Origin of the sequence: Streptomyces lycii (assembly GCF_009735685.1) — a bacterium.
Taxonomy (GTDB): Bacteria; Actinomycetota; Actinomycetes; order Streptomycetales; family Streptomycetaceae; genus Streptomyces; species Streptomyces lycii.
Map to the genome: position 1 here is coordinate 1 of NZ_WHPN01000329.1, position 16,735 is coordinate 16,735.

Here is a 16,735-nt window from a genome sequence, read left to right on the forward strand (position 1 = left end):
TCCCGTGTCCTCGGCGTCGGTCATCCGATGCGCCGTCCCGCGAATGCGTTCATCCACTGCTCGCCCCGTTCGCCGAGTCCGCACCCGCGGCCCCGGTCCCCGTGTTGCATGCACCGGCCCCCGGATGCTGTCTGGGAAAACGGCGGTACAGGCGGGTTTGTGCGCCCGCCGCGTCCGGTTTCAGCCCTACGAGGGGGACGGTAACGCAGCACGGCCGCCGACTGTGCCGGTCGTTCGCCCCACAAGGAACAGGCGTCACAGGACAGCAGCAGGCGATCGACCGCTCCCAGCAAGCGCTTCACCTCGTTCACCGGCCACTATTCTGGCCGCCATGTGGAGTGGGGGGCGGGGGCGGAACGGGGACGGAGCCGCCGAGCCGGACGATGGGCCCAGATCCGGCGAGCGTCTGGTGAACGTGACCGTCGAGCGCTACGGGGTGTGGCTCCGGTCCACCGTGGTCTGCCTGTGCGGAGCGCTGGGCATCGTCTCGGCGGACGAGGCGCGGGTCCTGCCGGCGCTGGCGCTGCTGGTTCCCGCCCTGCTCGCGTGCGGTGTGCGGCTCCGCGGGCTGCGCCGTCCGCTCCCGTCAGCCCTGCTCTGGGCGTCGGACGCGGCCGTGGTGGTGCTGACGGGGCTGTCCCAGCCGGTGCTCGGCGGCCCCGGCGCGGATGTGGCGGTGGAGGCGATCGTCGGCATCTGCGTCATCACCTTCCAGCAGGAGTGGGCGGTGCGCCCCGCCGCGGGCGCCGCCCTGGCCGCGGCGGGAATGGCCGCCTGCGCGCTCGGCGACGTCCTCTCCTCCCCCGGGCACGGCCCGGAGCAGGCGGCCCTGGTGCGCCTGCTGTTCGAGGCCGGGCTGTCCAGGGCCGCCTATCTCATCGTCCGTACGCGCGCCAGGGCCGCCGACCGGGCGGCGGCGGCCAGGGCGGCGGCGCGCCGTGAGGCCGAGGTGGCCGCCGCCCGCAGGGCGACCGAGCGCGAGTACCTGGCGACTCTGCACGACACGGCGAGCGCGACGCTGTTGATGGTCTCCCAGGGCGACGGCCGGGACTGGTCCTGGCTGCCCCCGCGCGCCCGGCAGGATCTGGAGGCGCTGTCCGCCATGCCCGGGTTCGAGTCGGGGAACGTCGACCTCGCGGAACTGCTCGGCTGCGTGCCCGGAGCCCGAGGGACCGGGCAAGGGACCGGGCAAGGGACCGGGACCGGGCAAGGGGCCGGGGCCGGGCAAGGGGCCGGGGCCGGGCAAGGGGCCGGGGCCGGGGAAGAGGCCGGGGACGGGACCGGAGACGGGGCCCTGGTGCGGCTCAGAACACGGATCGACGGCCCGCTCACCGTTCCGTCCGGCCCCGGACTCGCGATGTTCAACGGGGTCCGGGAGGCCGTCACCAACGTGGCACGTCATGCCGGAGTACGGGAAGCGGAGCTGAGGGCCTGGGCGGAGGACGACGGCGCCGTGGTCGTCGAACTCTCGGACAGGGGAAGGGGCTTCGACCCGGAGGACGTTCCCGCCCGGCGCCGGGGCATCGCCAACTCCGTCGTCGGCAGGATGCAGGCGGTCGGCGGCTCGGCCACCGTCACCTCGCGTCCGGGCGCCGGGACCCGCGTGCGGTGGCGCTGGCACTCCCGGGCCGTGGCACCACAGCCGGGGGGCGGGGCGCAGGCGGAGGGTGCGGAGCGGGCGCCCCGTGCCCCGGCGCAGCACGCTGCCGTCGTGCGGCTGATGCGGGGGCAGTTGCTCCACGGGGCGCAGTTGGCCGCGCTGCTGATCAGCCTGCTGTCGCAGTTCACCCTCTCGCTGCACCAGCTCACCGCCCATCAGGACGTGTACCGCCCGGCGTGGGCACAGACCGCGGCCTTCGTGTGCCTCGTCGTCGTCGCGGTCACCGGCGCGACGTATCCGCTCCGCGGCCGGCAGATTCCGCCGAGCGTGCGCCGCTGGGGTCTGGGCTCGGTGCTGGGCGTGTCCGCGGTGTGCGCGTTCACCCTCGCCCCGGAGCGGCTGACGGGCCCGGAGGACTGGGCGTTCGGCCTGATCGGCTGGCACGCGCTGTTCCTGCTGGTGGGGCTGCGGGTCAGGGTGTTCGCCGCGTTCCTCGCGGCGCACGTGGGGCTCAACGCGACCGCGGTGTTCCTGGCGGGGGCGCCGGCCGCGGCGGAGTCGGCCGTCATGGGGATCGCCGCGGTGTCGACCTGCGGCTTCCAGCTCTCCGCCGGCGTCCTGACACGTCTGCTCCACGGTGCCGCCCCGGCGGCCGGGACCGAGGCGGCGCGCGAGGAGGAACTGCGCACCCGCGAACGCATCCACGAGGACATGCAGCGTGATCACAAGGAGCGCTACCGGGCCCTCACCGCGACGACGGTGCCGCTGCTCGTGGGCCTCGGCCACGGAGTGCTGAGCCCGCACGACGAGGCGGTCAGGCTGCGCTGCGGTGTGGAAGCCGCCCGTATGCGCCGCCTGTTCGCGGAGAGTGATGCCGTCGCCGATCCGCTGCTGAACGAGTTGCGGGCATGCGTCGAGGTGGCCGAGCGCCAGGGGGCGACGATAAGTTTGGCTGTTCGGGGCCGGCGGGGCGAGGTGCCCGTGGGGGTGCGCCGGGAGTTGATCGACCCTGCGGCAGTGCTGCTCAGCCGTACCCGTTCGATCGCGCGGGTCACCGTCGTGTGGACCCCCCTCTCGGTGCGCGTGAGCGTGATCAGTGAGGACTCCGCCGACGGCCGTGACGCGGAAGGGGCCGCCCGGGGCCGTGACACGGACGCGAAGGTGACCGTGGCGAGAACGACACACGGCGGACGGGTGTGGGTGGAGGCCAGTTGGAGACGACCGGCGGCCCTGGGGAGTTGACCTGACATGAGAGACAACGCACCAGTCAGCGTGGTCGTCGTCGACGACCATCCCGCCATCCTCTCCGGCATAGAGGCGTGGTACGCCGCGTCGCGGCGGCCCATCACCGTGGTCGCGGCCGGCGGCTCCGTACAGGAGGCCTGGACCGCGCCCGGCAGCACGGCCGATGTCGTCGTCCTCGACCTGCAACTGGGCCAGGGCGGTCCGGCGTTCGGAAGCCTGCGGCAACTGGTCGACGCCGGCCGGCAGGTGGTCGTCTACTCGATGCGGGACGACGAGAAGACCGCGCTGAACTGTCTGGACCTCGGGGCCGCGACGTTCCTCACCAAGAGCGAGGGCCGGCAGCACCTGGTCGAGGCGACGCTGGCGGCGGCCGACGAGCGGCCCTACATGCCGCCCGCGCTGGCCGGTGCGCTGGGGACGAACGCCCGCGCCGACCGCCCCCAGCTCTCCGTGCGCGAGAAGAACGTCCTGATCGAGTGGTTCCAGTCGGAGTCGAAGGACCTGGTCGCGCAGCGTCTCGGCATCTCCGTGCGGACGGTCAACTCCTATCTGGACCGGGTGCGGATCAAGTACGCGAACGTCGGCCGCTCCGCACGGACCAAGGCGAGCCTGGTGGCCCGCGCCGTCCAGGACGGGCTGGTGGACGTGGACGACCTCTGAGCACGAGGCCTCGGACGCGCGCGCATCGTCCGCAAGCCCCCGGCCGTGGACCCAATTCTCATACCGGTACAGTAAGACCGGTATAGTTATTGGACGCATGAGAAGGGCGCCCCGTGATCGAGATCCTGAACCCCACCCTGCTGGCCCGGGCCAAAGACACGGGCGCCCTGGTCGCCGACATCCTGCAGACGCTGAAGAGCCGCAGCACGGCCGGCACGAACCTGCTGGACATCGACCGGTGGGCCAAGACCATGATCTTCGACGCGGGGGCGCTGTCCTGTTACGTCGACTACGAGCCGTCCTTCGGACGCGGCCCGTTCGGCCACTACATCTGCACGGCCGTGAACGACGCCGTGCTCCACGGACGGCCGTACGACTACGCGCTTGCCGACGGCGATCTGCTGACACTCGACCTCGCCGTCTCCCTGCGCGGAGTCGCCGCGGACGCCGCCATCAGCTTCGTCGTGGGCGGCACACAGCCCCCGGAGAGCGTCGCCATGATCAGCGCGACCGAACGCGCGCTGGCCGCGGGGATCGCCGCGGCCGGGCGGCCCGGGGCCCGCACAGGTGACATCTCCCATGCCATCGGCACGGTCCTCGGCGAGGCGGGATACCCGGTCAACACCGAGTTCGGAGGTCACGGCATCGGGTCGACCATGCACCAGGACCCGCACATTCCGAACACCGGACGGCCCGGCCGTGGATACAAACTGCGCCCCGGGCTGCTGCTGGCGCTGGAGCCGTGGGTCATGGCGGACACCGCCGAACTCGTCACCGATGCCGACGGCTGGACGCTGCGCAGCGCGACGGGCTGCCGCACCGCGCACAGCGAGCACACGATCGCCGTCACCGAAGACGGAGCCGAAATCCTCACCCTCCCGAAGCAGGCACGGTCGTGAGGCGCGGGGCCCCGTGACCGGGGCCCGCGGGGTGAAGGGCCGGTTCAGCTCCCTGGGGTGGGCGTCACCGCCCGGCTCTTCGTGCCGGAGTCACGGCCCGGGTCCTCGCGCCGGAGTCACCGCCCGGCTCCTCGTGCCGGAGTCACCGCCCGGCTCCTCGTGCCGGAGTCACCGCCCAGGTCCTCGTGCGGGAGTCACGGCCAGGCTCCCTTCTGCGGGGAGCCACGGCCCGGAAGGCCGCCGCAGGTGTTCCTCGCCGGGGCCGCCGCCACGAGCCCCGGAGCGGAGGCGGTGCGGGAGCCGGCGAATCTGCTCCGCCGCCCGGTGTTGCCCACCGGCCAGCCGGTGGTGTCAGGCGCGCTCCGCCTCCGTCTCCCCGGTGGCCGCGACCGCGGCCCGGGAGCGGCGACGGCCCAGCAGGACGCTCCCCACGATCACCAGACCGACGGCCACGACCTTGGCGACCTGGTAGTAGCCGGCTGCCGGCTCCTCCGGGGTGCCGGGAAGCCGGAAGAAGACCCACGCCGCCGCGAGACCTCCGAAGCCGATCACGGCGACTGCGCCCCACGTACCGAGCCCCGCCCACCAGGGCAGCCCGGGACCGGTACCCCGCTCATCGGTCTGCTCGACGTCCTTGTCGGTCACGGTCTGTTTCTCCTGTGCGTGTGGTGGCGGTCACGGGGAATGACGCACGCCAGGTCCGTACGGTTCACCCGGCCGCGCGTGCCCGGACGGGAGCCGGCAGCCTGCGGGCGGGCGGGATCCGCCCGAGGACGCGGGGAACAGGCGCCCAGCATCCGCCCAGCCTCTGCCCGGTGACGATGCGGCGGTGCGGCGGTGCGGCGGTGCGGCGGTGCGGCGGTGCGGCGGTGCGGCGGTGCGGCGGTGCGGCGGTGCGGCGAACGTACCCGCGCCCGGGACGGGACGGGCCCGCAGGGACGGTTCCGGACCCCGGCTGCCGTGCGGGGTGGCCTGGCCGGGCCTGCCGAGCGGGGTGACTGCGCCGGACCTGCCGGGCGGAGTGGCTCAGCCGGACCTGCCGGGCGCCGGGGGCGACCGGTCTCCGGTCCGTACGGCCCCCGTTGGGGACGCAGCCGCCCCGGCCCCACCACGAAACGCGGGGCCGGGGCGGCCGACCGGCTCAGGACTGGCCGGCGGTGGGGCGGACGATGATCTCGCTGACGTCGACCGCGGCGGGCTGGTCGATGGCGAACGCGATGGCCTCGCCGACGGACGAGGCCGGGATGGCGACGCTGCGATAGGTCCGCATCTCCTCGCGGCCCACCGGGTCCGAGATGGACTCCGCCAGCTCGGATTCGGTGACGCCCGGGGAGATGGTGGTGACGCGGATGTCACCGCCGACCTCCTGCCGCAGCCCCTCCGAGATGGCCCACACGGCGTACTTGGTGGCGCAGTAGACGGCCGCGGTCGGGGAGACCTGGTGGGCGCCGATGGAGGCGACGTTGACGAACTGGCCGTGGTGCTGGGCCCGCATCACCGGCAGTGCGGCCGCGATGCCGTGCAGCACGCCGCGGACGTTCACGTCGATCATGCGGTTCCACTCGTCGGTCCGGAGGGCCTCCAGCTTGGACAGGGGCATCACACCGGCGTTGTTGACCAGGACGTCGACGCGGCCGTGCCTGCTGCGGGCGGCGTCGACAAAGTTCCGTACCTGCTCGGCGTCGGTCACGTCCAGAGGGTGGTACTCGGCGCTGCCGCCGGCCGTCCGGATGGCCTCGGTGAGTTCCTTCAGCCGGCCGGTGCGGCGGGCGCCGAGCACGACATGGTGGCCTCGTTCGGCGAGCAGCCCGGCGGTCGCCTCGCCGATGCCGCTGCTGGCGCCGGTGACGAGGACGACCTTGGGGTCGGTGGAGGGGGTCATGGAGAGAACTCCTCGGGAGTTGGGCGGCCGAGTGGCGAAGCCGTTCCTCGGCCCGCGTCGGCTGCTGTGGGGCGGAGCGGCGATGCGCTGCCGCTCGACGGACTGTTCCGGCCCCGTGGATCGTCCGGGCCCGATGAACCGTCCGGGGCTGTCGGTGCCGGCCTGCTGGGGTTGTCGGTGCCGGCCTGCGGGTTCCGTTGATCACGGCGAGGGCGCGCGAGCGTCCGCGCCGCCCGGCGACGTCCGCGGCGTTCCGGGTGACCGGAGCACCGTGGAGTCCGGGATTCGTGTACGGCGGCTGCTTCGCGGTCCCGTACGGAGGGCCGCTCATCGTCTGCTCGTACGGCAGGCCGCCCGGCCGACGTGCCGCGCTGCCGCCGGCTGACGGCGGCCGGTGAGCGGCGGGCGGCCGGTGAGCGGCGGCCGGCGGGTGTCGGAGCGCGGTGGTGGCCGCTCAGGCCGTCCGCGGCTGAATGCCGCTCACGGTGAGGCGCCCTGCCGGGCGCGCGGGTCGCCCTCGCGGTAGAGCACAAGGTGCTCGTGGAAGAGGATGCCGTCGCGGATGTCGCCGGTGGCGGTGAAGCCGGTGTCGTCGATGTAGTCGAGGTGGCTGCCGGTGACGGTGTAGCGCCCGGTGTAGGCGCTCCGGCGGTCGCCCCGGGCCTCGTCGTAGCGGCCGTTCGGCAGCAGTTCCTGGCGGATGCGGCCGTCCGCGGTCACCCACATCCCGACATGGTCGTGCGGATCGCGGGGTGTGTCGTTGCTGGTCATGGCTCCACCTTCGGCCCCGCGGAGGAAAGCAACCAGGTCGCTGTCCTCCTGGGTGCGGGCTTCCCGGGTGCGGCGCACCCACCCTCGCCGGCGACAGGTCGTACGGCGGCAGGCGGACGGACGCGGCCGGCGCCCGCCGGCCGCCGGGGACTCCCCGCGCGGCCTCGGCGTCGGTGCGGTGCAGCCGGGGACTGCCGGCCGGGTTCCCGGAGCGGGGACCCTCAGGCGGGCCGCCTCGGCGAGTCGTCCCGCTTTCCGGGATGGCTCGCCTGTCCGGGATCGGACGCCGCCAGCGAGCCGAGCAGGCGGAGCGCGTCGGCGCTGCCGGTGCCCTCCTGGGCGTGGTAGACGACCAACTGCTGCCCCGGGGCGGAGCGTACGTCGAAGGTCTGCATGCGCAGGGTCAGCTCGCCGACACCGGGATGCAGCAGGACCTTCGCGGCGTCGCTCTTGCCCCGCGCGTCCCGCCTCTGCCACAGGTCGGTGAACTCGCGGCTGTTCTCCGAGGCCGTCCGCAGCACCTCGTGGATCCGCGGGTCGTTCGGCCGGGCGCCCTCCAGGAAGCGGAATCCCGCGACCACGTTGGCCGCGGCCTTCTCCCAGTCCGCGTAGAACGAGCGGACGGACGGGTCGAGAAACATCGTGAGCAGCACGTTCGCGCCGGGCTGGAGGTGGTGGAAGACGGCTCGCCCCAACGTGTTGGCGGCCAGGACGTCGTAGGCCCGCCCCAGGAGCAGGGCCGGCGTGCGGTCCCACAGTTCGGCCAGCGCCAGGAGCTGGGGGTCCGCTCGCTCGACGCTGCCCTCGTGGCTCGGCGACGGGGTCATGCCCGCGATCCGGTACAGGTGCAGGCGGCCGTCGTTGTCCAGCAGCAGCGCGTCACTCAGTGCGTCCAGGACCTGCGGCGACGGATGCCGCTCACGGCCCTGTTCCAGTCGCAGGTAGTAGTCGACACTGATGCGGGCCAGCAGCGCGACTTCTTCGCGGCGCAGGCCGGGAACGCGTCGCCGCCCGTCCTGGGGCAGTCCGACGTCGGGCGGCGTCACCTGCGCGCGCCGGCTCCGCAGAAACTCGCCCAGCTTCGAAGTCGTCATACCGGTCAGGCTAAGGTCCCGGACCGCCCGGAGCCTGGCCCCGGTGCCCCCAGGACGGGCGCCGGGCGCGAGCCGGTGCCCGCCCCGCCGCCCCTCTCAGCCGGTTCCGCCGCGCCCGGCCCGGCACGGCCTCTCCGCGACGGCCGCCCACTCCGGCGACGGCCACGCGCCCGGCCGGGAAGCGGGCCACGGCACCCGATGACCCGTCCGTCCCACACACTTCGCCGCCACTGGAAGGCACACCCATGAACGCGCTCGTCGGCACCACCCCCACCAGCGTTTCCGCGGCCCTGCGGAAGCTGTACTTCCTGCGCTTCGCGTTCGCCGCCGCATGGGCCGCGCTGCTGTTCGCGACCGCCGGCACACTGGGCCCGCTGAGCGCGGCGCTGCTGGTGGCCTACCCCCTGTTCGACGTGGCGTGCGCGGTCGCCGACGTCCGGTCCGCCAACGCGAACGGCGGCCCGGTGCGCGGCCTGTACGTGAACATCGCGCTGAGCACCCTCACCGCCGTCGGCCTCGCCGGCGCCGCCACATCCGGCATCCCGGCGGTCCTACGCGTCTGGGGCGTCTGGGCCGTCACCGCGGGCCTCGTCCAGCTCCTCGTCGGTGCCGCCCGGCGCCGGCTGGGCGGCCAGTGGGCGATGATCACCAGCGGCGCCGTCTCCACCCTCGCCGGCGCGTCCTTCTTCGCGCAGGCGGGCAAGGACGACGCCGCCCTGAGCAGCCTGGCGGGCTACGCCTTCCTCGGCGGCGTCTTCTTCCTCGTCTCCGCCCTCCGCCTGCGGCGCGCGGACCGAGGCGCCTGACACCGCCCCCGGCACCACGGGCCCGACCGGCGCTCCCCCGCGCCGACCGGGCCCGTGGCCCGCAGTGGACGACACGCGCGGCGAACGTGCGGGAACGCCCCGGCGCGCGGCCGCGGCGCCTCGCCACCCTCATCACCGGCGCCGTCGCGGGCCCTCGCGTGAGTCCCGGATTCCGGCCCGCGGCACCGCGCCACAGGAAGCGGGCCTGCAGGTCACAGGTCCAGTCGGCAACCGCTCCCCGCCACTGACCGGCCGCGCCCCCTCGGGCGAACCGGCAAGAGTTCTTTCCCAAGACTTCTTGTACAACAACTCCTGCCGGTTTACCGTGCGCCTCATGGCTGACGCATCGAGGCCGCAGGACGGCCGGACCGCCGGAGAAGGCACCGTTGTGCTGGACGCCAAGGGCTTGCGCGTGCTGGCACATCCCGTGCGCGTGCAGTTGGTCGGGTTGCTGCGCAAGTACGGGCCGTCGACCGTGACCCGCCTCGCGGAACGACTGGGGGTGCGCTCCGGGACGGCCAGCTACCACCTGCACCAGCTCGGCGCCGCCGGTTTCGTCGAGGAGGACGTGGAGCGCGGCAATGCCCGTGAGCGCTGGTGGCGCGCGGTGCACCGGGATACCGAGCTGAACGACCGCAGCGTGACCGATCGCGAGCCGGAGGCGGCACTCACCTACCTGCAGTCCGTCGCCACCGCCAACACCCTGCGCATCCAGCAGACGCTGAACGAGGTTCAGACGCTGCCGGAGGCGTGGCGGGGCACGTTCGACATGAGTGACCGGCCCCTGCGGCTCACCCCCGAGGAGGCGGGGGCCCTGCGCCGGGAGATCCGGGCGGTCATCGCCCGCTACCGGCCCGACACGCCTGAGGCAGCGGCCGACGCCCCGGCGGGAGCCGAGCGCGTCAGCGTGCTGACGTACGTACTGCCCGAACTGGACGCGACCCCCGCGCCGGAGGCTCCTCCGGGTGCCCGGAGAGCGACAGGACCGCGGCCCTCATGAGCGCGCAGGCGTCCGGCACTCCCGGCACACCCGGTACGCGGTCCTTGCGGCCGCTGAGCGGAGTGCTGACGGCCATGGCCGTGTCACTCACCGGCACCCGCGTCTCGATCGTGGCACTGCCCTGGTTCGTGCTCGTCACGACCGGCAGCGCCACCCGGATGGGCCTGGTCGCCTTCTGCGAGATGGCTCCGTATGTGGTGGCCAAAGTGCTCACCGGGCCGCTCGTGGACCGGACCGGACCGCGGGCCGTCTCCTGGACCGCGGACCTGGTGAGCGCCGGCGCAGCCGCCGCCATCCCCCTGCTGCACGCGTCGGACCTGCTGTCCTTTCCGCTGCTGCTGCTTCTCGTGGCTCTGATCGGCTCGGCCCGCGGACCCGGCGATCTGGCCAAGGAAGTGATGGTGCCGGAGGCGGCCGGGCGGGGTCGCGTGCCGCTGGAGCGTGCCGCCGGACTGTCCGGCGTGGTCGAACGGCTCGCGTTCACCGTCGGCCCGGCGGTCGGCGGATCCCTGGTGGTCCTGCTCGGCCCGGTGACGGTACTCATGGTCAACGCCGGTTGCTTCGCCCTGGGGTCGGCGGTCGTCGCGCTCTCGTTGCCCCGCGGCATGGGGAACGCCGCAGGCGGGGCGGATCCGCAGGCCGGCGCGGCGGAGCGGGGCTACTGGCAGCGCTTCGGCGAGGGCTTCACCTTCCTGCGGGGTGACCTGCTGCTCCTGACGGTCGGCGTCATGCTCGCCGTCACCAACTTCCTGGACGCGGCGTTCATCACGGTCCTCCTGCCGGTCTGGGCGGAGGAATCCGGCAACGGGCCGGCCGCGATCGGTGTGATCGGCAGTGTGCAGGGAGCCGCGGCCGTCGGCGGAAGCCTCGTCGCCGCGGTGGCGGCCGACCGGCTGCCGCGCCGGGTCGTGTTCTTCACCGGATTCCTCCTGGCCGGGGCACCGAGGTTCCTGGTCCTCGCCTTCGACGCGCCGCTGGGGGCGGCCCTGGCGGTGTTCGCCCTCGGCGGCTTCGGCGCGGGCTTCATCAATCCGGTGCTCGGGGCCGTCTTCTACGAGCGGGTCCCACGCCCGCTGCTCGGCCGGGTCAAAGCCCTCAGCACCTCGCTGGCCTGGGCCGGGATCCCCCTCGGCGGCCTGGCCGCCGGGGCGGCGGTGGCCTCGGCCGGGCTCGTACCGGTGCTGCTCGCGGGCGGGGCCGCGTACTTCCTCACCACGACCTCGACCGGACTACGGCCGGAATGGCGCGACATGGACCACAAGGACGGCCGGGGCGCCGCGGGAGGGCACCCCACGGCCGACCGGGGAGGCGGGACGTCACGGGAGAGTGCCCCGCGGCCCCGGTCGTGAGGAACGGCGCGTGAACCGAAGCCGCGGTCCGGCGTCGGCATGTGGCTGCGGCGGAACGCCCGGAAGCGGGGCCGAGCCGCCACCAGGCGCCGGGCCCGCCCTTCACCCGAGCCTCCGGGGCGTCCGGGTCCTCCGGGTCCTCCGGGTACGGATCCGGTGAAGCGGCCCTCTGTCGCACGCGGCCATCCTCCCAAAGCCGCGCGGCTACACCGGTGTTCGAGGCGGTGAATGGTCCGCGGTGAGCGGTCCGCGGTGAGCGGTCCGCGGTGAGCGGTCCGCGGTGAGCGGTCCGCGGTGAGCGGTGAGGACGAACGGGCGGTCGGGCAGACGGGCAGACGGGCGGGCAGCGTGCGCCGGCCGGGCTTCCGGCGCCGCGGAGTCCGTTCGGCCTGCCCCGGGCCCCGTCGGGGATTCACGCCGGTGACGCGGTGGTCTCCCCCGGACCGGTGCCCCCGGTCCGGTCTCTCCCGGACCGGTCTCTCCCGGACCGGTCTCTCCCGGACCGTTGTCCCCGGGCCGAAGTCCCGGGGCCGGAGTCCCGGGGCCGGAGTCCCCCGCGCGACGGCTCGCACCGGGCCGGCCGGCTCGCCGGGGGCCGGCCGGTGTCCGAAGAGGCACATCAAGCGCGCTCCGAGCCTCGCGCGTGATCACCGTCCCGGTCCACGGCCCGGCCGGCCCCGCTCCTGTGCGCGCTACGACCAGCGGCGCAGCGCCGCCCGCGCCGGCAGGGTCACCGCGAGCAGTGCCAGGCCGCCGCCCGCGGCCGCGAAGGCTCCGTACACCAGCGGCGGCACGTACGGCCCCTCGCCGGTCATGCCGCGCATCATCGGGATCAGCGTGGCCGCGGCGATCGCCGAGCCGAGGACCACGCCCACCGCGGCGACCAGCAGAGCCTCCCAGCGGAGCATCGTCAGCACCTGGCGCCGGGTGGAGCCGACGAGGCGCAGCGTGCCCAGTTCGCGGCGGCGGTCGAGGACCGTCATCACCAGGGTGTTGACGGCGGCGATGGCGGCGAAGCCGCCGAGGACCGCGGCCATGGTGTTGTTGGTCCAGGCGCCGAGCCGCGCGTCGAGGTTCCGCTCGGTGGCGTAGCCGGAGGCGTCGGTGACCCGGCCCAGGGCGGTGAGCGACTTCTCCGAGCCCCCGCGTACCAGCAGTGTGCTGTCGAAGCCCGAGCTGACATGACCGGCCAGGGAGGCCCGGTCCATGGTCACCGTGGCCAGGCCGAGGCCGCGGCCGTAGACGGCGACGACCTCGGGGCCGGCCTTGGTGCCGTCGGGGAGGTAGAGCGGGAGACGGTCGCCGACACCGGCTTCCGCCGAGGTGGCCAGGGTCTCGTCGATGGCGATACGGCCCTTGCCGAGCCGGTCGAGGCTGCCCTCACGCACGTCCAGGTCCTGCACCTTCGCCAGCTCGGCGCCGGAGCCGGTGACGCCCTGGGCCGCCGCGCCCTGCAGCGACTTGAACTCCCCGGAGCCGGTCGGCACCAGCACCTGCGTGTTCAGCAGGCCGACGGCGGCGTCCACGCCCGGCGCGCGGGCGGCGTGGGACACCGCGTCCACGGGCAGCCCGGCCGGGTGCGTGACCACGTGGTCCGCGGTGACGCCCGCGCGCAGTTGCTTGTCGGCCGCGTGGTTCTCGCTGGTGTGCATGAAGACGAGCGTCGAGGCGAAGGCCATGGCCAGCACGATCGGGGTGATCGCGGAGGCCAGGCGGCGGGCGTTGGTACGGGAGTTGGCGGCCGCGAGCCCGGCGGCCGGGCCCGCGCCGCGCAGCGGGAGGCCGAAGAGGCCGGCGCACAGCCGCGCGATCAGCGGGCCGAGCAGCGCGACGGCGAGCATGAAGCACATGACGACGCCGAGGGCGGAGCCGGCCGCGCCGTCCCCCGTGGAGGCGGCGGAGAGGCCGGTGAGGAACCCGCCGCCGACGAGGGCGGCGATGCCCAGCATCGTACGGAACACGCCCGGCCGCAGCCGCTCCACCGACGCGTCGGTCAGCGCCTGTCCCGGCTTGGTCCGCGCGGGCCTGCGTCCCGCCGCCCAGCCCGCGCCGAGCGCGGTGAGCAGCCCGATGCCGACCGCGGCGAGGAGAGGGATTCCGGAGACGTGCACCTCCACCGCCTCCGGGATCGCGCCGCGGTCCTGCAACTGCCCGAACCACCAGTGTGCGAGCCCGATGCCGGGCAGGCAGCCGGTGATCCCGGCGAGCGGCGCGACGAGCAGCGCCTCGGAGGCGACGGCGCGGCGGATCTGCCGCGGGGTGGCGCCGACAGCGCGCAGCAGCGCGAATTCGCGGGACCGCTGGGATACGGAGAGGGCCACGGTCCCGGCCGCGGTGAGGACCGCGACGATGGTGGCGATGCCGCCGAAGGAGCCGCCGATTCCGAAGAGCGTCTGCTTGGCGTAGCCGAGGCCCGGCTCCTCGACGGCACCGCGGTCGTCGCCGAGGTGCACCTGGGCGCCGGACCCGGCCAGCGCCTTGTCCACGGAGCCGGCGAGGGCGCCGGCATCGGTGCCGGGCTTCGCCAGCACGGCGATGGCGTCCGCCTTGCCGGGGTGGCCGGCGAGCGTGGGGGCCTGGGCGTCGGCGAACCAGGCAAGGGCGCCTGCCGCGCCGGTGTTCCCGGCGGTGTCCGCGGACCCGGCCTCGGCGACGCCCGCGACGCGGAAGTCCCGCTGCCCGGCGGCGGTCTGCAACTGTACGGTCTCGCCGACGGCGGCATCCGCGGCGCGGGCCGTGCCCGCGTCGAGCACGACTTCGCCCGGGCGGGGCGCGGAACCAGTGGTCAGCGCGGTACCGGTGAAGGCGTGCGAGCCCCATCCGTGCGCGGTGATCACACCGCCCGGAACGGACAGTTCACGCCCGCCGGAGCCCGCTCCCTCGTCCGCCGTGCGCACCGGGAAGGTGAAGTCGGGTACGGCGGTGGCCGCGCCCTGCGCCCTGGCGGCCTCCGCCACCAGGGCGGTGTCGACCCGCGCCGTGTCCGGCAGCGGGGTCGCTTCCTTCTCGCGGTCCTCGCCGCTGCCGGTGACGACGTACTCGTACTGGTCCGCCGCCGCGACGACCGGCGCCTTCGCGTACCGTTCGGGCGGCACCGAGGCGCGCAGGCCGGTCTCGAGCAGGATTCCGCAGGCCGAGACGACCAGCGCGGACATCAGCAGCGCGAGGAAGGTGCCCGCGAAGGACGCGGGCTTGAAGCGGACGGCCGCGCGGGCGAGTCCGTTGGGGGGCCTCATGCGGCAGCTCCCGCCATCGCGCCCGGGCGGGAGGTACGGGCGGAGAGCGTCGTCATCCGCGCCGCGATCTGCTCCGCCGAACCGTGTTCGAGCTGGTCCGCGAAGGCGCCGTCCGAGAGGAACAGCACCCGGTCCGCCCAGGCCGCGGCGGCCGGGTCGTGGGTGACCATGACGACGGTGGCGCCATGGGCGTGCCGGCTGCCCGTACGGAGCGGAGAGCTCGGGGGGTGGTCGACCGCGTGCCGGAGCAGGCCGAGGATCTCGGCAGCCGTGCCGGTGTCGAGGGCGCCCGTGGGCTCGTCGGCGAAGATCACGTCAGGGTTGGTGACCAGCGCCCGGGCGACGGCCACGCGCTGCTGCTGGCCGCCGGACAGCTCGCCGGGCCGGCGACGCGCCTTGTCGGCGAGCCCGACCTGCGCGAGCACCGCGTCCGCCCGGCGGCGGTCCTGGCGCTCCCCGGCGAGGCGCATCGGCAGCAGCACGTTCTGCTCCACGGTCAGGGACGGCAGCAGGTTGAACGCCTGGAAGACGAAGCCGATGCGGCTGCGGCGGAGTTCGGTCAGCTCGTTCTCGCCCATGCCGGTGATCTCCGTACCGCCGAGGTACACCGACCCCGAGGTGGGCCGGTCGAGCCCGGCGGCGCACTGCAGGAAGGTGGACTTGCCGGAGCCGGACGGGCCCATGACGGCGGTGAACGTGCCGCGCGGGAGGGCGAGGTCGACACCCGCGAGTGCGTGCACGGCACCCGCGCCCCGGCCGTACTGCCGCCGGACACCGCGCAGCTCGACGGCGAGACCGGGTGTGGCGGCCGGGGCCCCCTCCGGTACGTCGTCCGCCTGGTGCCGCTTGTCGCTGCGTAGCCTCATGTTCCGCCCTTTCGCGCTCTCTCGTGCTGACGGAACGAAGAGTGCGCGGCCGGCTGCGCGCCGGGCGTCATACCCGGGAGCCAATGTGCAGGTGCTACCGCGGTAGGGGGTGGAGGAGACACCGGGCCCCGCACGGCCGGGCGCGCCCGGGCGCGAGGAGCCGATGGGCCGCTCCGTGGACACCCCGAGCGGCCGCCGGCCGTCCGCGTCGCCCGGATGTCCTGGAAGCCGGGGACCGGTCTCGACGGACGGGCGCGCGGGAGACCCGGGCGGCCCGGAACCGAAGAGGCGCCGCAGCACCCGCGACCCCGGGCCGGCGACCGACCGGCCGACGCCCCGGCGACCGACCGGCCGACGCCCGGCATGTGAAGCGGCCCAGCACACCGAAAGGATTCCGGAAGTTTTCACCACCGGCGGGCCGGCAACACCCCGATTTCCCGCCCTCGACGCCCGCCAGAACCCGCTCTGCCCCGTAATACGGCGGTCTTGACGACTCCGCGGTTACGGAAACGTTGCGGTAACCGTTGACAACCCCCCGGCCAAGTCCGACTGTTGTGACGCTCTCCCGACATGCCTGGCATGCACACGTCCAGCCATTCCGCCTCGTCGATGAACGCCGACGTGTGCTCGGCGTGTCTCCGGTCACCGAAAGTGCCGTTCACGAGGAGGAAACATGCGCATGAGCGACATCCCCCAGAGCCGCAACCCGCATCGGATCAGCCGCAGGAAACTTGTCCTCGGCGGTGCCGGGGCGCTGGCGGCGGCAGGGTCAGCAGGGCTGCTGCTGCCCGGCACGGCGCGTGCCGCAACGGTCCTCACCAGCAACGCCACCGGTACGCACAACGGGTACTACTACTCCTTCTGGACCGACGACCCGGGCTCCGTCAGCATGACGCTGCAGGACACGCCCGGCGCGTACAGCAGCCAGTGGAGCAACACCAACAACTGGGTCGGCGGCCTCGGCTGGAGCAACGGCAGCCGAAGAAGCGTCACCTACTCCGGAACCTTCAACCCGGGCAGCAACGGCTACCTGGCGCTCTACGGATGGACCGCCAACCCGCTGGTGGAGTACTACATCGTCGAGGCACACGGCCCCTACAACCCCAGCTCCGGCGCTCAGCAGCGCGGCACGCTCAACGCCGACGGCGGTACGTACACGCTCCTGGAGTCCACCCGGACCAACGCACCGTCGGTGGAGGGCACCAAGACCTTCCAGCAGTACTGGAGCGTCCGGACCAGCCACCGGTCCAGCGGCACCATCAACACCGGCACCCACTTCGACGCCTGGCAGCGGGCCGGGATGCAGCTGGGATCCTTCAACTACTAC

General features: G+C 74.0%; 13 protein-coding genes. 7 read left to right on the forward strand and 6 right to left on the reverse strand.

Annotated features, from left to right (window positions below; genetic code table 11):
- The first annotated feature begins 409 nt into the window (after positions 1 to 409).
- From GCU69_RS33070 to map, 3 genes are all read left to right on the forward strand, one after another.
- Entirely contained in the window at positions 410 to 2,842 is a 2,433-nt protein-coding gene (locus tag GCU69_RS33070; RefSeq protein ID WP_176604618.1) for a sensor histidine kinase, read from the forward strand.
- A gap of 6 nt (positions 2,843 to 2,848) precedes the next feature.
- Positions 2,849 to 3,505 carry a response regulator transcription factor gene (locus GCU69_RS20825; protein WP_176604619.1) on the forward strand — a complete coding sequence of 219 codons (657 nt, stop codon included), beginning with the start codon at positions 2,849 to 2,851 and terminating at the stop codon, positions 3,503 to 3,505.
- A 113-nt stretch (positions 3,506 to 3,618) separates the two neighbouring features.
- Positions 3,619 to 4,404 (forward strand): type I methionyl aminopeptidase, encoded by a 786-nt coding sequence (gene map / locus GCU69_RS20830; RefSeq protein WP_098754898.1) that lies wholly within the window; start codon positions 3,619 to 3,621, stop codon positions 4,402 to 4,404.
- A gap of 351 nt (positions 4,405 to 4,755) precedes the next feature.
- Here map and GCU69_RS20835 read toward each other — a convergent pair whose 3' ends face one another.
- The 4 genes from GCU69_RS20835 to GCU69_RS20850 all read right to left on the reverse strand — a co-directional run bounded on the left by GCU69_RS20835 (position 4,756) and on the right by GCU69_RS20850 (position 8,151).
- Positions 4,756 to 5,049 carry a hypothetical protein gene (locus tag GCU69_RS20835; protein WP_156206864.1) on the reverse strand — a complete coding sequence of 98 codons (294 nt, stop codon included), beginning with the start codon at positions 5,047 to 5,049 and terminating at the stop codon, positions 4,756 to 4,758.
- Positions 5,050 to 5,545: 496 nt separating this feature from the next.
- Entirely contained in the window at positions 5,546 to 6,286 is a 741-nt protein-coding gene (locus tag GCU69_RS20840; RefSeq protein WP_156206865.1) for an SDR family oxidoreductase, read from the reverse strand.
- A 480-nt stretch (positions 6,287 to 6,766) separates the two neighbouring features.
- Positions 6,767 to 7,057, reverse strand: a complete 291-nt coding sequence (locus GCU69_RS20845) for an Atu4866 domain-containing protein (RefSeq protein ID WP_098754901.1) — start codon at positions 7,055 to 7,057, stop codon at positions 6,767 to 6,769.
- 221 nt (positions 7,058 to 7,278) lie between these two features.
- Entirely contained in the window at positions 7,279 to 8,151 is an 873-nt protein-coding gene (locus GCU69_RS20850) for a helix-turn-helix transcriptional regulator (protein WP_156206866.1), read from the reverse strand.
- Between the two features lie 245 nt (positions 8,152 to 8,396).
- Here GCU69_RS20850 and GCU69_RS20855 point away from each other — a divergent pair, with 245 nt between their 5' ends.
- The 3 genes from GCU69_RS20855 to GCU69_RS20865 all read left to right on the forward strand — a co-directional run bounded on the left by GCU69_RS20855 (position 8,397) and on the right by GCU69_RS20865 (position 11,306).
- A complete protein-coding gene (locus GCU69_RS20855) occupies positions 8,397 to 8,957 on the forward strand; it encodes a hypothetical protein (RefSeq protein WP_156206867.1) in 561 nt (186 codons plus the stop codon).
- A 334-nt stretch (positions 8,958 to 9,291) separates the two neighbouring features.
- Positions 9,292 to 9,957 (forward strand): ArsR/SmtB family transcription factor, encoded by a 666-nt coding sequence (locus GCU69_RS20860; RefSeq protein WP_156206868.1) that lies wholly within the window; start codon positions 9,292 to 9,294, stop codon positions 9,955 to 9,957.
- Positions 9,954 to 11,306, forward strand: a complete 1,353-nt coding sequence (locus GCU69_RS20865; protein ID WP_176604620.1) for an MFS transporter — start codon at positions 9,954 to 9,956, stop codon at positions 11,304 to 11,306. Before GCU69_RS20860 ends, GCU69_RS20865 begins: the two co-directional genes overlap by 4 nt.
- A 692-nt stretch (positions 11,307 to 11,998) precedes the next feature.
- On the opposite strand, the gene GCU69_RS20870 is transcribed toward GCU69_RS20865, so the two are convergent.
- A complete protein-coding gene (locus GCU69_RS20870; RefSeq protein ID WP_156206870.1) occupies positions 11,999 to 14,542 on the reverse strand; it encodes an ABC transporter permease in 2,544 nt (847 codons plus the stop codon).
- Positions 14,539 to 15,408: an ABC transporter ATP-binding protein gene (locus tag GCU69_RS20875; protein WP_098754907.1), complete on the reverse strand. Its 870-nt coding sequence runs from the start codon at positions 15,406 to 15,408 to the stop codon at positions 14,539 to 14,541. Before GCU69_RS20875 ends, GCU69_RS20870 begins: the two co-directional genes overlap by 4 nt.
- 679 nt (positions 15,409 to 16,087) lie before the next feature.
- Here GCU69_RS20875 and GCU69_RS20880 point away from each other — a divergent pair.
- On the forward strand, positions 16,088 to 16,735 hold a 648-nt coding region (locus tag GCU69_RS20880; RefSeq protein ID WP_156206871.1), incomplete at its 3' end, for a glycoside hydrolase family 11 protein.

Excerpts from the sequence above, each read along its gene's own strand:
- GCU69_RS20825 (WP_176604619.1), top strand. The coding sequence starts at position 2,849 with ATGAGAGACAACGCACCAGTCAGCGTGGTCGTCGTCGACGACCATCCC.
- GCU69_RS20840 (WP_156206865.1), bottom strand. The coding sequence starts at position 6,286 with ATGACCCCCTCCACCGACCCCAAGGTCGTCCTCGTCACCGGCGCCAGC.
- GCU69_RS20845 (WP_098754901.1), bottom strand. The coding sequence starts at position 7,057 with ATGACCAGCAACGACACACCCCGCGATCCGCACGACCATGTCGGGATG.
- GCU69_RS20850 (WP_156206866.1), bottom strand. The coding sequence starts at position 8,151 with ATGACGACTTCGAAGCTGGGCGAGTTTCTGCGGAGCCGGCGCGCGCAG.
- GCU69_RS20855 (WP_156206867.1), top strand. The coding sequence starts at position 8,397 with ATGAACGCGCTCGTCGGCACCACCCCCACCAGCGTTTCCGCGGCCCTG.
- GCU69_RS20860 (WP_156206868.1), top strand. The coding sequence starts at position 9,292 with ATGGCTGACGCATCGAGGCCGCAGGACGGCCGGACCGCCGGAGAAGGC.
- GCU69_RS20865 (WP_176604620.1), top strand. The coding sequence starts at position 9,954 with ATGAGCGCGCAGGCGTCCGGCACTCCCGGCACACCCGGTACGCGGTCC.
- GCU69_RS20870 (WP_156206870.1), bottom strand. The coding sequence starts at position 14,542 with ATGAGGCCCCCCAACGGACTCGCCCGCGCGGCCGTCCGCTTCAAGCCC.
- GCU69_RS20875 (WP_098754907.1), bottom strand. The coding sequence starts at position 15,408 with ATGAGGCTACGCAGCGACAAGCGGCACCAGGCGGACGACGTACCGGAG.